The sequence below is a fragment of the Chryseobacterium sp. MP_3.2 genome (genome assembly GCF_035984805.1).
Lineage (GTDB): Bacteria > Bacteroidota > Bacteroidia > Flavobacteriales > Weeksellaceae > Kaistella.
The window spans coordinates 54,405-68,557 of record NZ_JAXCHW010000003.1 but is presented as its reverse complement, the minus strand read 5'-3'; the positions used below and the strand labels follow the sequence as shown (position 1 = coordinate 68,557).

Annotated in this window: 12 protein-coding genes and 1 pseudogene; 6 read left to right on the top strand and 7 right to left on the bottom strand. The window is 36.6% G+C overall.

All coding sequences use genetic code 11. From position 1 onward, the window contains the following. Window positions 1–13 precede the first annotated feature (13 nt). The 6 genes from RCH13_RS06025 to RCH13_RS06000 form a co-directional block, all read right to left on the bottom strand. Window positions 14–376, bottom strand: coding sequence for a hypothetical protein (locus RCH13_RS06025; RefSeq protein WP_326986333.1), 363 nt, complete (start codon window positions 374–376; stop codon window positions 14–16). A gap of 2 nt (window positions 377–378) precedes the next feature. Beyond that, a complete protein-coding gene (locus RCH13_RS06020) occupies window positions 379–1,179 on the bottom strand; it encodes a sulfite exporter TauE/SafE family protein (protein ID WP_326986332.1) in 801 nt (266 codons plus the stop codon). A gap of 62 nt (window positions 1,180–1,241) precedes the next feature. Further along, complete coding sequence (locus RCH13_RS06015; RefSeq protein ID WP_326986331.1) at window positions 1,242–1,685, bottom strand: hypothetical protein; 444 nt, start codon at window positions 1,683–1,685, stop codon at window positions 1,242–1,244. A gap of 76 nt (window positions 1,686–1,761) precedes the next feature. Further along, window positions 1,762–3,753, bottom strand: a complete 1,992-nt coding sequence (locus tag RCH13_RS06010) for a TonB-dependent receptor (RefSeq protein WP_326986330.1) — start codon at window positions 3,751–3,753, stop codon at window positions 1,762–1,764. Window positions 3,754–3,827: 74 nt separating this feature from the next. Next, a complete protein-coding gene (locus RCH13_RS06005) occupies window positions 3,828–4,679 on the bottom strand; it encodes a hypothetical protein (protein ID WP_326986329.1) in 852 nt (283 codons plus the stop codon). A gap of 182 nt (window positions 4,680–4,861) precedes the next feature. Continuing rightward, window positions 4,862–5,128 carry a hypothetical protein gene (locus RCH13_RS06000; protein ID WP_326986328.1) on the bottom strand — a complete coding sequence of 89 codons (267 nt, stop codon included), beginning with the start codon at window positions 5,126–5,128 and terminating at the stop codon, window positions 4,862–4,864. A gap of 235 nt (window positions 5,129–5,363) precedes the next feature. Between RCH13_RS06000 and RCH13_RS05995 the strand changes: the two genes are divergently transcribed. From RCH13_RS05995 to lysA, 3 genes are all read left to right on the top strand, one after another. Continuing rightward, window positions 5,364–6,890: a helicase HerA-like domain-containing protein gene (locus RCH13_RS05995; RefSeq protein ID WP_326986327.1), complete on the top strand. Its 1,527-nt coding sequence runs from the start codon at window positions 5,364–5,366 to the stop codon at window positions 6,888–6,890. A gap of 135 nt (window positions 6,891–7,025) precedes the next feature. Next, window positions 7,026–8,252 carry a 3'-5' exonuclease gene (locus RCH13_RS05990; protein ID WP_326986489.1) on the top strand — a complete coding sequence of 409 codons (1,227 nt, stop codon included), beginning with the start codon at window positions 7,026–7,028 and terminating at the stop codon, window positions 8,250–8,252. 206 nt (window positions 8,253–8,458) lie between these two features. Further along, window positions 8,459–9,658 carry a diaminopimelate decarboxylase gene (gene lysA, locus RCH13_RS05985; RefSeq protein WP_326986326.1) on the top strand — a complete coding sequence of 400 codons (1,200 nt, stop codon included), beginning with the start codon at window positions 8,459–8,461 and terminating at the stop codon, window positions 9,656–9,658. A gap of 21 nt (window positions 9,659–9,679) precedes the next feature. Here the strand turns inward: lysA and RCH13_RS05980 are convergent. Continuing rightward, a pseudogene (locus RCH13_RS05980) lies at window positions 9,680–10,210 on the bottom strand (arsenic resistance protein); the annotation flags it as partial. Between the two features lie 113 nt (window positions 10,211–10,323). On the opposite strand from RCH13_RS05980, the gene RCH13_RS05975 reads away from it, so the two are divergent. The 3 genes from RCH13_RS05975 to RCH13_RS05965 all read left to right on the top strand — a co-directional run bounded on the left by RCH13_RS05975 (window position 10,324) and on the right by RCH13_RS05965 (window position 14,108). Continuing rightward, complete coding sequence (locus RCH13_RS05975; protein ID WP_326986325.1) at window positions 10,324–11,031, top strand: energy transducer TonB; 708 nt, start codon at window positions 10,324–10,326, stop codon at window positions 11,029–11,031. A 218-nt stretch (window positions 11,032–11,249) separates the two neighbouring features. Then, complete coding sequence (miaB, locus tag RCH13_RS05970; RefSeq protein WP_326986324.1) at window positions 11,250–12,683, top strand: tRNA (N6-isopentenyl adenosine(37)-C2)-methylthiotransferase MiaB; 1,434 nt, start codon at window positions 11,250–11,252, stop codon at window positions 12,681–12,683. Window positions 12,684–12,824: 141 nt separating this feature from the next. Next, on the top strand, window positions 12,825–14,108 hold the full coding sequence (locus RCH13_RS05965; RefSeq protein ID WP_326986323.1) for a sigma-54 interaction domain-containing protein: 1,284 nt from the start codon (window positions 12,825–12,827) through the stop codon (window positions 14,106–14,108). Window positions 14,109–14,153: the final 45 nt, after the last annotated feature.

Sequence of the window (14,153 nt, the reverse complement as noted above, 5' to 3'; positions counted from 1 at the left end):
CCAGAGTTAATTCTTATTTGTACTCTTCTACTTCTCCGGATTTAGAGGTAAGCTTCCCTCCTTTTCCTTCCATAGTCATCTCCCACATGTAATCATCATTAGCAAAAATGGGGTTTCCGCTTCCATTCGTCGTTCTGGCAGATAATTTCTGCTCTTCGCCATCTGATTTCTGAATTTTTACGGCAACCTGATCACCTTCTCCGAAGTAGACCACCGTCACTTCTTCTCCTTTATCATTCTTAATTTTTAAAGGTTCTTGAACTTGATTCACCTCTGTAGAAGCTGGTTTCCCGTTTTCAGTGGCGGCAGATTCTGTTTTCTTGTCACAAGATACGATCGTTAAAATCGCAAATGCGAGTAGTGCTATATTTTTCATAGTTAAAATTGTTGTTTTAAGAAAACCTCTTTCACGATAATAAAAATTCCCATTCCTAAGACAATCCAGCCGAAAAGAGGTTTTAATTTCCGACCGTCCATTTTTTTAGAAACCGCGATGCCTATAAATATCCCCACAATTGATAACGCACTAAAAATTAAAAGAAAATTCCAATCATGCTTTACCATTTTCATGGTGACCAAAAATCCTAAAATTGAATTCATGGATATGATAAAAAGAGAAGTTGCAACCGCTTTCTTCATGCTAATTCCCAAGAGCATAACTAAGGCAGGAACGATTAAAAATCCGCCGCCGGCACCAATTAACCCCGTAATTATTCCCACCAAGAGACCTTGAGAAATTAAAACGGTATAATTAGTTTCATCATCTCTTCTGACTCTTACTCTTTCTATTTTTCTGATCATCTTAAAGGAAGCAATCAGCATAAGAACAGAAAAAAGCAAAAGGAGGAACATATCTTTCGTTAGGGTAATTCCCCATCGGTGAATAATGTATTCTGGTAAATTTGGCAGGATTAATCGTCTTGAAAAAATCACTCCTAAAATGGAGGGAATTCCAAACGTAAAAGCTGTTTTAAAATCAATCTGTTTTTGTCTGATAAAACCGATCGATCCTACCGAACTGGTGACACCGACTACAAAAAGAGAAAGCGCTGTAGCAGTAACCGCATCAAAACCAAAAACGTAGACAAAAATCGGAACGCTCAGAATACTACCACCTCCGCCGATAAGTCCCATGACAAGACCAATTACAATTGCTGAAAAATATCCTATTAACTCCATAAATATTAGGCGAAATTATAATTTAAAATCTAATCCGAAAGTGACCGATGTTACAAACGAATCTAATAAATGGAAATAATTTTCGCGGTATTGGGTCCAATTTCAACTTTATCTCCTGCTTTTTTTCCTTTCATTTTTTCGAAAATTGGAGCATCTGCGGAGAATGAAATGATTTCCTTTTTTTCTAATTCAAAAGCGGGCACAGAAATTCCTATAAAATAGATTGCATCCTCTGTCTCGATGATACTTCCATTCTCTATTTCTGTATAATCTGTATTGATTTCTTTTTCTAAAGAAACGAGATCCAATTCTGCTTCTCTAAGCATCTTTTCATACCGAAGCTGCATGTCCTTCGCTTCTGTTTGATGGCTGAAATCTTCCGGATCATGCGTGCTCTCTTCATCTAAATCCGAGGCAACTTTGTAGCGATTTACACTTTGGTTAAGATTGGCAATAATTTTTTGTTGCTCTTCTATAATTGTAGTAACAATATTTTTTCTTTTCATAATACTTCTTATTTAAGTGGAAACAAATTTAACAAATTAAATTTGGTCGCTGCTTAACAATTAAAATTAGACAGGCCTAAAAACTCGCATTCATATTGAAGACGAAATTTCTGCCGGTACGTGGCATATTATTCCAGTCGGAATAGGTTGAATAATAGCTATTAAAAATATTTTCGACTCCTGCTTTCGTTAAAACCCGCACTTGATTGAAACTAAATAAATATCCGAAATTAAGATTTGAAACAACATACGCATCTTTGAAAATTTCTCCAAATTTCGGGGCAAAATTGGCGTGTTTAGAATTGCCTTCCACAGAAACCGCTGCCGTAAATTTATTTTGGTCAAATTTCAACGCTGATCGGTAACTCAAAGGACTGATGAAGGGCAAATTTTCTTTGGAGAAATCTTTTCCGCTGCTATAAACCAACTGAGAATTCCATTTTAAAGAGGGAAGTAATTTAATTTCGGTATCCAAACTTATATTAAAAATAGTAGCATTTTCTAAGGCCTTGTATATTTTCACCCCTCTTGCTCCGATGGTCATGGGTGCCGCCGAAGTCAAAATTTCTCCCACAATATAATTGGAAATAAAAAAATAAGAAGACGATAATTTTGCAGTAATCTTCTTGGTTTTAACACCTACAAAAGCATTTCCTTCCACGGAACTTTCATTTTTTAAAGTGGGATTTCCGATGTAATCATAGTTTTCCATGCTGTTAAACAAATAAAAGCCATACCCTTCAGAAACGGACGGAGCTCTATCACCGAATCCCGCTCCAAAACCATATTCCCAACTATTTTTTTGGTCAAAATAATTCGCTGCGAAACTTTTTAGAAAGCGGTCTTTTTGTGCAGGAAGATTGGGATAAAAGATCTGCAAACTGTTTAATCCAAACTCGCTTTCCACACTATTCCTATGATATCCCGCGGAAAGTGAAAATTTGAAGCTGGAATTTTCATTTATTTTCAACTGATCTTCTGCATAAATTCCCTGAAAGAAAGTCCGGACTTTTGGCCAGGTGTACATAAACATGATGCTTTCATTTGGATCTTTTGGGTACATCGTCATTTCTGCCGTAGAGGTATTGTAAAAGCCATTAAGATTGAACAGAAATTCGTGGTTTTTTAAGTTTGTTTTTAAATGGGAATAATATCCAAAAGTTTCACTCCAACCGGGCATATTCATATGAATTGCCACATTCGAACGTTTCGTGTCATCCATTCGGTGGGTGATGGTATTGTAATAAATTTTAGTTTCCCAGTCTTTCATGAAGCCACTACTTGGCAAAATTTGAAACTTTAAAGATGTGATTAAGGCTTTCGCTAAAGAAACATCCATGGTTAATGCAGGATATCCTACATCTGATGCCTTGTCATAAATAACAGAGGCTTCCAAAAGTTTATTCTCCCCGATTTTTATTCCTGTAATCCCAGATACATTCAATTTTGAAAATTGGGAAAAAGGAATTTCTGTATTATTTCCTGCGATGTAATTTTCTGCGTCTCGCAACATAAAATTGGCATCGGAGTAAAATTTTTCATTTTTAAAAGTGAGTCCTGCACCAAATATTTTCTGCAGATTCACACTTTCAAAACCAGAATTAAGTGTCGCATTTAATTTTTGCGCTCCAAATTTAGAAGAATTTCTTTTCAAATCTACCGCTCCTCCAATGGTTGAGCCGTGGCAAGATCCATCCTGACCAGAACTTACTACCGCTTCAGACAAATTAGAAACTTCTACATAAGAAGTGATGGGGTCCATTTTATCGGTACACGCACCGAAAATTCTCATTCCATCTATGGTTAGAAGCGTTCTTTCCGTGGGCATGCTGTTAATGAGCGGTTCCCACGCGTAAGTTCCTCTTTTTACCATGTCAATTTTTGCGGATTTCTGCAAATATTCATCAATGGAGCCGAGCTGTTTCTCTTCTTTAAGGGAAATTTTATTGGTCCCGATGATAATCACTTCTTTAATGGACTGGGATTTCATCGAGTCACGGTGAAGTTCCTGTGCCACACTTTTTGAAAATACTGCAAAAAGCAGGAAAAGTAAAATATATTTTTTCATGATTTTAGTAAAGTGAAAACTTTAAGTATAAAAAACTTCTCCCAAAAATTACAGGGAGAAGTTGATTGCTCTGCTTAAAATTCTATTTCGAAAAAAACAGAACTTGCAGGATTTGTGTCGGTCACATTTTCTCCTTTAACTACCGTTCCATCCGCTTTCACGATCTGCAAATTAATTTTCCAGTAACCAGTCATGGTTAAAGATAATTTTCCATTGTAAAGATTTCCACTTCCCGCTTGCGTTGCGTGAACATTATTTGGTGAAGAATGATTTCCCATTCCAGGCATCCGTGGATCAATTTTCAGGGTATATCCGTCTACAACTGGAAAATTCATCATATCCTGCATTTTCCAAACGCCCACTTTTAAATCATTTAGAGCAACTTTCGGAGTTTTTGGGTCGATGTAGGCAACAATATATTTCACATTATCACTGCCTAAAAAGGTGCTCACTTTTGATTTAGAAGATAAGGGGACATCAACAATGGATGTTGCAGTATAAGCGGTTCCACTAATCGTGTAGTCAATGGTCAGATCCCAATATTCAGTAGCATTTTGGGGCATTTGAAAAACGAGGTAGCCAGAATACAAAGTCACGTCTTTCATGTCTTTCACGATCGCAGATTTTGGTCCAGAGTGCATCATAGAAGTCATATGCATCACTGGTTTCCAACTAACAACAGCATTTTTCTCATATTGATTGGTGTTTTTATTTTTGATTCTCATTTTCAACTCATTATATCCCGAAACGGTTGTTCCCGTTGCGGAGTATAATTCTATAATATGAGTGGAATTCGTGAGTTCTTTAATTTTTAATAAATTTTCAACTTGATTTATTTCTTCAATCATTTCCGCTGAATCTCTGCAGGAAACTGCCAGGAAAGACAAAGAAAAAATAAGAACCAAGGTACTGTATATGTGTTTCATTTTTTTAATTTTAAAATTGAGTATGTTTTTAAGCGTGTGTTGAGAAGAACACAGCGAGCAAGCAAGGTTCAGGAAATGCTGTTCAGAAAATATCTGAACAAAACAGCAACAAGGAAGTTCTGGAAATTACAAGATTTTACTCGCTAATTTCAAACTACTTGTAACTAGACATACAACTGAATTTATGCAAAAATTGAAACACTAAATTGTGGTGGATGTGGAAAGATTTTAGCAAAACCCAGCAATGAAAAAACTGCATGGAACTCACCCGCTTCTTTTTTTAGCGGAGAATATTTTGCCGGTGTTAAGGTGAAATCCACCGTTTTGGAGGGAAGAATATTAAATTCAAAAGAATACTTCACCAGACTGAATGGATTGGAAGATTTTTCACTTTCGATTTTCACCTGGCATTTCCCGTGACAATCGATTTCCGGTTTGTTCTTATTCATACAATGGATTTCGTAAAACGCTTTGTTAATTTGGTAATCAATAAAAAAGAGCGAATTTTGGAAACTTGCTGTAAAAATTAAGAGGGATAATATGAGTGAAATTAGTGCTTTCATTGAAGTATCAAAAATAAGACAAATTACTCTTAATTAAAAATGATATTCATCACACTTTTCTTCTATAAAAATTAGAACTCTTCTATTATTTTTTATCTTTAACCTCTCAAACAAAATGAAAATGGCAGACCAAGCGAAATTTATTCAGGAACTTTCTACAAGATATACTCCAAAAGGAGACTTCATTACTTTGGGGAAAGGAATGCTAGACGGAGAAGTAATTACCGAGGTTGATGTAACAATTCCCCTGAAAACAATTAACAGACATGGTTTGATTGCCGGAGCAACCGGAACAGGTAAAACAAAAACGCTGCAGGTGTTTGCCGAGCAACTTTCTCACAGAGGAATTCCTTCTTTAGTTTTGGATATTAAAGGCGATTTTTCTGGAATTGCCCAACCTGGAACTGCCAATTCCATCATTACAGAGCGATATAGCAAAACCAAACTCCCCTATGAACCGCAAGCTTTTCCAGTAGAATTAATGACTATTTCTGGAGAAAAAGGCATAAAACTTCGAGCCACGGTAACCGAATTTGGTCCGCTTTTGCTCTCTAAAATCTTAGACTTAAATGATACGCAAACCAGCATAATTTCTATTGTTTTTAAATATTGCGATGACAAAGGATTGCCTTTAATTGACTTAGATGATCTAAAAAAAGTCCTGCAATACGTTACCGATAACCCACAAGGAAAAGCTGACTTATCTAATAATTATGGCTCTATTTCACCTGCATCTTTAGGCGCGATTTTGCGATCGATTGTTGCAATGGAGCAGCAAGGAGCTGCAGAATTTTTCGGTGAGCCAAGTTTTGATGTATTGGATTTATTAAAGCAGAGAGACGGAAAAGGAGTTGTAAATATTTTACGCGTGGGTAATATCCAAAGTAAACCGCAGCTATTTTCAACTTTTATGCTCTCTCTTTTTGCAGAAATCTACATGACTTTTCCAGAAGAAGGCGATTCAGGAAAACCAAAATTAGTCCTTTTCATTGATGAAGCCCATTTGATTTTCCAAGAAGCTTCAAAAACTTTGCTGCAACAAATTGAAACAATGGTGAAATTAATTCGGTCGAAAGGTGTTGGAATTTACTTCATCACCCAAATTCCGGGCGATGTTCCAGAAAATGTTTTGTCACAGTTAGGAATGAAAATTCAGCATGCTTTGCGGGGCTTTACCGCTAAAGACCGAAAAGAAATTTCTAGAGCGGTAGAAAATTATCCCATTACAGAATTTTATGCAGCAGATGAACTCATCCAAAATTTAGGAATTGGGGAAGCGTTCATTACGGCTCTAGATGAGAAAGGAATTCCAACACCTTTGGTTCATACATTTTTAATTTCTCCAGAATCCAGAATGGATATTTTAAATGAGGCAGAAGTTGCAGATTTAACGAGTAGATCAGCTTTGGTTGCAAAATATGAAGAACCCATGAACAAAGATTCTGCATATGAAATGTTGACAAGCAGAATGGAACAAGCGGTTAAGGAAGCAGCTCCACAGCAAAAAACCCGGACTGTAAAAGAGGAACCAGGTATGTTTGAAAACGTAATGAAATCTAGAGCAGGAAGAACTTTTGCCACCACCATTGCAAGAGAAGGAGCGAAATTCGTTTTGGGAATGTTTGGTTTAGGCGGAAGAAGGAGGTAATTATTGATGGGAATGATTATTGCCCAGAAAGTGAGATTAAAGTGGAAAGTAAGTTTCTACTAATTCAGTTTATATATTAACTAAAAAAAAAGGTTCTTTTGCAGTTTGCCAAAGTCCTATAATGACTTATTTTCAGTGTACAGTATTATTGATATAGAAAGTAATGGCGCCGGTTTCCGAGAAGAAAGCATCATTGAAATTGCCATTTACAAATATAACGGTCACGAAATTGTGGACCAATTTATTTCTTTGGTGAACCCCGAAAGTTCCATCACCCCTTTTGTGCAGAAATTGACCAATATTTCTCCAAATATGGTGAAAACTGCCCCAAAATTTCACGAGCTCGCAAAAAGAGTTGTGGAAATCACTTCGGATACAACCTTGGTTGGGCACAATATAGAATTTGATTACAGAATGCTGCGTCAAGAGTTTAAAAGACTAGGTTATGATTTCAAAATCAATACGTTAGACACCATTCCTTTGGCTAAGAAATTAATTCCCCAAGCGGAAAGTTACTCGCTTGGAAAATTGGTAAAATCTTTGGGAATTCCCCTTGCTGATGCGCACCGTGCTTCGGGAGACGCTCGTGCAACGCTCGAACTGTTTAAACTTTTGATGGTGAAGGATAAAGATTCCGAAATCATTCAACAACATCATGAAGAGGTTAACGCCAAAACCTATCTCAACAAGATTAAGGACCTCACCCAAGATTTACCCTCAGAACGCGGAATTATTTATTTTCAGAATGGAGAAGGAAAAATTCTCCTCTGTGATTTTGTAGATGATTTGAAGAAATATGCGATACTGCTCTTTAATTCGAAATCTAAAAAATGGCGAGAAATACAGGATGAAACGGATCAGATTCAGTATGATTTTACAGGAAATACCGTTATTGCCAAATTGATGATGAAAACGAAAGGTCTGCGAAAAAAAGAAAATTTGCCTTTTGGACTTTACTTTAACAAAGGAAAATATTGGGTTGACAAAATCTCTAACCAAGAAAAAGACACTTCAATTGTTAAATTTAAATCTTTCACGCAAGGTTCCAAAGCTGTTCGATTCATTAAATCTCAGGACCAATATGTAGAAGTACAAAATCTGGTAACCTTGTTGAAACTTCCGGAAACAGATCAACTTTGGCTTTCTTCCGGAAGAACTTTAGGGGAAAAATCATTTCTCTTTTTCCAGGAAGGGAAATTATCTTCCTACGGTTTTTACGATTTATATTCTCAAATAGAATCAATTAAGAAAATTGAAAATCTAAAAATTGAAATTGATTTTTCTACCAAAGATCTGGAAAATGATTTGAAACTGGCTTTGTTACGCGGTACTTTCGAGATTACAGCGCCACCCATAAAATAAATAGTGCAGAATTAAATTAAAAAATTTATTTTTGTCAAAAATTTAGAGAAAATAATGACCACTTATAAATCAATCAAAAAGAACGCTGCTAAGGGAAAAAAATTTTTCTCTAAGGCAAATTTGGTGGATTAAGAGTTGCAATTTATATACAATAATTACAAGCAGGCTCTATTCAGGGTCTGCTTTTTTCAATTTAAAACCCCATTATGACTGACAAAGATCTTTTAAAAATCGCCGCTGAATTCGGAACTCCCACTTATGTTTACGATGCGGAATCAATTAAAATTCAATATGAAAAATTAACCTCTTCTTTTCATAAAACCACGCGATTTTTCTACGCATGCAAGGCATTGTCGAATATCAACATCTTAAAATATGTAAAAAACTTAGGCGGGAATTTAGACTGTGTTTCCATTAATGAGGTAAAGCTGGGCGTGAAAGCAGGCTTCGAAGCGAAGAACATACTCTTCACTCCAAACTGTGTAGACTTATCAGAAATTGAAGAAGCCATGGCTTTGAAGGTTCATATCAATATCGACAATATCTCTACGCTGGAGCAATTTGGAAATAAGTACGGCGATTCTTATCCCATATTCGTGCGAATTAATCCACACATTTATGCGGGAGGAAATCATAAAATCTCCACGGGACATATTGATTCTAAATTTGGAATTTCTATCCATCAAATGCGTCATATTGAAAGAGTGATGAAAACTACAAACCTTAATGTAGAAGGACTTCACATGCATACCGGTAGTGAAATTAAGGATCCAGATGTTTTTCTACAAGGTTTAGAAATCATGTTCGAATTGGCAGAACATTTCCCGAATTTAAAATATTTGGATATGGGAAGCGGCTTTAAAGTAGCCTACCAAGAGGGAGATTTGGAAACCGATGTAAAAGTATTAGGTAAAAAAGTGGAAAAAGCGGTCGCGGAATTTGCGCAAACTTCTGGCAAAAAAATGGAACTTTGGTTTGAACCGGGGAAATTTCTAGTGAGCAAAAGCGGGCATTTTATCGTGAAAACCAATGTCATCAAACAAACGACTGCAACTGTTTTTGCCGGAATTAATTCTGGGTTTAATCATTTAATTCGACCTATGTTTTATGATTCTTACCACATAATCGATAACTTATCGAACCCAAAAGGAGCAGAAAGAATTTACACAGTCGTTGGAAACATCTGCGAGACTGATACTTTTGCGTGGGACCGGAAAATTACGGAAACCAGAGAAGGCGATATTTTAGTGTTCAGAAACGCTGGAGCGTATGGATTTGAAATGAGTTCTAATTTTAACTCAAGATTAAAACCTGCGGAAGTTCTTTTCTTAGACGGAAAAGCGCATCTTATTAGAAGCCGTGATGAATTTGATGATTTACTAAGAAACCAGATTGAGGTTTTGTAATTCTAAATTGTACTTTTAAAATCAGGAAGTTACTTTTGGAAAATATTTTTTTCGTAGCCAAAAAGAAACCCGCACCAGTAAAATTAATGCCGGAACTTCTACGAGTGGACCGATGACTCCGGCAAAAACCTGACCTGAATTTAAGCCAAAAACCGCAATTGCCACTGCAATTGCTAATTCAAAATTATTTCCTGCAGCGGTAAATGCAACCGCTGCAGTTTTATCATATTCCGCTCCCGAAGCTTTGGTTTCGAAAAATCCGATGATGAACATTAAGGTGAAATAAATCAAAAATGGAATGGCGATAATAAGCACATCTGAAGGAATCTGTACTATTAATTCTCCTTTCAACGAGAACATGACGATGATGGTAAAAAGAAGTGCGATCAAAGTCAGCGGCGAAATAGTGGGAATAAATTTTTCCATATACCACTCTTCCCCTTTTATTTTTACCAAAATTATGCTGCTCAAAATCCCCAACATAAAAGGAATTCCCAAATAAATAGAGACACTTTCTGCAATCACGCTGATGGAAATATCCACAACTGCACCTAGTAATTAAAAATTAGACAAAAAATAAATTTCCGAACAGATAATTTCGATATCTAAAAATAGGAGGCTTTCTAAGCAATTGCAAAGTTTTTTTATATTTAATAAAAATTTCAATGATAAAATATTTATTCCTTCTTCTTTCGTCCACACTCCTTTTTTCTCAAGAAATCCACGAATTTTATCCGCCCAATCAATCTGATTACGTGGGTGGTAATGTTCAATTTTATAAAGATTTTCATCAGATTTTGCTGGACAAACAATTGCAACCGTGTGAAAATAAAGAAGAGAACTTAAGTTTCGGAATTGTCATTTTTCCTGATCATACCATTAAATATGTAAAGGGGAAAGATCCGGATGAAGAAAAATATAAATGTACTTTTGACCTCACGAAAGAAGTTATAAAATACCTTAAAGGTTGGAATCCTGCCGTTATTGCGGGTAAAAAAGTAGCCGCTGCAACGAGCTTTTTGATTATTCCAAAAGATTTGTTTGCTCCCTTGCCAAAAGATTACGATTCTGTAGGAAAAATGGAAACGGCAACAACCAGCGGTGGAGTGAATGCCTTCCGGAAAAAAGTTGCTCAAAGTATTGATCTCACCAGATATACTTTTGACGGCACCCTTCGGCTAGAAGTTACTTTTATTATTGAAAGAGACGGTAGCATGAGCACGGTACAATTGGCCAAATCCAGTGGACTGAAAGAATTTGATGAGATGATTGTGAAATCTATTTCTAAAATCAAAAACAAATGGTCGCCGGGAACAATTAATGGCGTACCTGTTCGCTACCGATTTAGGCTTCCACTGGCTTTCTCTTCTTGACCAACATAGAAGCAATCCTTTTTTTTAAGACTGAAAAATTTTATGCAATCTTTTATGTTTCTATTAATCTAGAAAAGTCTCATAATTCTCTCCCGCGTTAACCTCTGTTAAAAATACCAAATTCTGCCATTCTGTCATAGAATTTCTTATCTTTGCACTCTCAACATTTTAGGAGTTAGCGCAATATCTAACCTTTGAAATCTAATATCTAAAGCAAAGTGCAAGAAAAATATATAGACGAAACCAAGCAAGGCGAAGCTTTTGCAATCGCAGAAAAGCCTACAAATTCTAAGAAATTATTTCTAGAAAGCTACGGCTGCCAAATGAACTTCTCCGATTCCGAAATCGTAGCATCTATTCTCAATGATCAAGGTTATAACACGACCTTACTTCCAGAAGAGGCCGATTTAATTTTATTGAACACCTGTTCTATTCGGGAAAAAGCGGAACAAACAGTAAGAATGCGACTTTCTCAATTCAAAAATTTGAAAAAAGAAAAGCCCAGTTTAACGGTTGGTGTTTTAGGCTGCATGGCAGAACGTTTGAAAACAAAATTTCTAGAGGAAGAACAACTCGTCGATTTGGTTGTAGGTCCAGATGCATATCGTGATTTACCCAATTTATTGAAAGAAACGGATGATGGTAGAGATGCGATCAACGTTATTTTATCAAAAGAAGAAACCTACGCAGACATCAATCCGGTTCGTCTCGGTGGAAACGGAGTAACTGCTTTTGTGACCATTACACGTGGTTGCGATAATATGTGTACTTTTTGCGTGGTACCTTTTACACGTGGGCGAGAAAGAAGTCGCGATCCTCATTCAATCATTAAAGAATGTGAAGAATTATGGAACAGCGGTTACAAAGAAATTACGCTTCTCGGTCAAAACGTAGATTCTTACCTCTGGTTTGGCGGCGGTCCGAAAAAAGATTTTAAAAATGCTTCCGAAATGCAACGATTGACGGCCATTAATTTTGCGCAATTGATGGAAATGGTAGCACTTGCAGTTCCGAAAATGAGGATTCGATTCTCTACCTCAAATCCGCATGATATGAGTACAGATGTTTTCAAAGTCATGGCGAAATACGATAATATCTGCAAATATATTCACCTTCCCGTTCAAAGTGGAAGTGATGTAATGCTGGAAAAAATGAACCGTCAACACACGCGTGCAGAGTATTTAACCTTGATTAACAAGGCGAAAGAATTAATGCCGGAGGTATCTTTTTCTCAAGATATGATTATTGGATTTTGTGGCGAAACAGAAGAAGATCATCAACTGACCCTTTCCCTCATGCGGGAAGTTGGATACGATTACGGCTATATGTTTTCTTATTCCGAAAGACCGGGAACACCAGCTGCAAAAAAATTAGTCGATGATATTCCGGCGGATGTTAAACAAAGAAGATTGGCGGAAGTGATTGCATTGCAAGGTGAGCTTAGCCGAAAAAGAATGCAGGGTTACGTGGGGAGAAACCATGAAGTTTTAATCGAAGGAACTTCCAGAAAAAATGAAAATCAGTGGAAAGGAAGGAATTCTCAAAACGCAGTTTGTGTCTTTGATAAATTAGACGGTCAAAAATTAGGCGACATTGTGACTGTTTTTGTCTATGATAATACGCAGGGAACACTTTTGGGGACTACAGTTTAACGATATTTTTGGGCAGCTTTTTCTATCTTCCGTTCCCTCCCGATTTAATATCGGAATCCACTCAAGCTGGGCTGCAGATAGCGCAATAAATAAAATCAGTGAAACATCCTACTTTCAGTTTTACATTATAGAAAGAAAAAAATGACAGACTTACAATCCATAAAAACACGCTTCGGAATTATAGGAAATTTTCCTGTTCTCAATAGAGCGCTTCAAAAAGCAATTCAGGTTGCTCCGACCGATATTTCCGTATTGGTAATGGGCGAAAGTGGGGTTGGAAAAGAATATATTCCAAAAATAATCCACGGCGAATCTCGCAGAAAACATCAACCTTATATCGTAGTGAATTGTGGTGCAATTCCGGAAGGAACCATTGATTCTGAACTTTTTGGTCACGAAAAAGGCGCTTTTACCGGTGCAACATCTACCAGAAAAGGATATTTCGAAGTCGCAGATGGCGGAACAATATTCTTAGATGAAGTGGGTGAATTGCCTCTGCAGACGCAAGTTCGTTTGCTCCGTGTTTTAGAAAGTGGTGAATTTATGAAAGTAGGTTCCTCTCAAATCCAAAAAACCAACGTGCGGATTGTAGCTGCAACAAACGTCAATATGCTCAGTGCCATAAGCGGTGGAAGATTTCGGGAAGATTTATATTACCGATTAAATACGGTACAAATTGATATGCCGGCTTTGCGCGAAAGGAAAGGAGATATTCACTTGCTTTTCCGAAAGTTTGCTATTGATTTTGCAGAAAAATACAGAATGCCAGAATTGGTTTTAACGGATGACGCCATTGCGTATTTAGAAAATCATCCTTTCCCTGGAAATGTGCGTCAGTTGCGGAATTTAGTAGAAGAAATGACCGTGGTGGAACAAAACAGATCCATCAATTCGGTAAAATTAGCAGAATATATTCCTGCGCAATCCAACCTTCCGGCGGTGATGCAAAAAAATGGTTCTATGACTTCTTCTTCGGAATTTAATTCGGAGCGAGAAATCATGTATAAAATCCTTTTTGATATGCGAAATGATTTGAATGATTTAAAGTCATTGACATCTGAACTCATCAAAAATCGTGGAAACAATGACTTCAGTCATCAGGAAAAAAATCTGATTAACAGAGTTTTCACTCCAGAAACACCAAATCAAAGTCCCAATTCTTTGTTGTACTTTGAAAAAGGAAATCAAAATGCGCCTCAAAATCCACCCATGATGTCTCACGGAGATAATGATTATGAGGATGTAGAAGATATTGAAATTGAGGAAACAAAGGCAGATTCCCTGTCCCTCCAAAATAATGAAAGAGAGCTGATTGTGAAAGCTTTGGAAAAACATAAAGGCCGTAGAAATAAGGCTGCAGACGAGTTGGGAATTTCTCAGCGCACGCTTTACAGAAAAATTAAGCAATATAATTTAGAAGAGTAATGAGTAATTTCCCCATGAAAAAATTTAAATTTCTATCGAGAAAAA

Excerpts from the sequence above, each read along its gene's own strand:
- RCH13_RS06025 (WP_326986333.1), bottom strand. The coding sequence starts at position 376 with ATGAAAAATATAGCACTACTCGCATTTGCGATTTTAACGATCGTATCT.
- RCH13_RS06020 (WP_326986332.1), bottom strand. The coding sequence starts at position 1,179 with ATGGAGTTAATAGGATATTTTTCAGCAATTGTAATTGGTCTTGTCATG.
- RCH13_RS06015 (WP_326986331.1), bottom strand. The coding sequence starts at position 1,685 with ATGAAAAGAAAAAATATTGTTACTACAATTATAGAAGAGCAACAAAAA.
- RCH13_RS06010 (WP_326986330.1), bottom strand. The coding sequence starts at position 3,753 with ATGAAAAAATATATTTTACTTTTCCTGCTTTTTGCAGTATTTTCAAAA.
- RCH13_RS06005 (WP_326986329.1), bottom strand. The coding sequence starts at position 4,679 with ATGAAACACATATACAGTACCTTGGTTCTTATTTTTTCTTTGTCTTTC.
- RCH13_RS06000 (WP_326986328.1), bottom strand. The coding sequence starts at position 5,128 with ATGAATAAGAACAAACCGGAAATCGATTGTCACGGGAAATGCCAGGTG.
- RCH13_RS05995 (WP_326986327.1), top strand. The coding sequence starts at position 5,364 with ATGGCAGACCAAGCGAAATTTATTCAGGAACTTTCTACAAGATATACT.
- lysA (WP_326986326.1), top strand. The coding sequence starts at position 8,459 with ATGACTGACAAAGATCTTTTAAAAATCGCCGCTGAATTCGGAACTCCC.
- RCH13_RS05975 (WP_326986325.1), top strand. The coding sequence starts at position 10,324 with ATGATAAAATATTTATTCCTTCTTCTTTCGTCCACACTCCTTTTTTCT.
- RCH13_RS05965 (WP_326986323.1), top strand. The coding sequence starts at position 12,825 with ATGACAGACTTACAATCCATAAAAACACGCTTCGGAATTATAGGAAAT.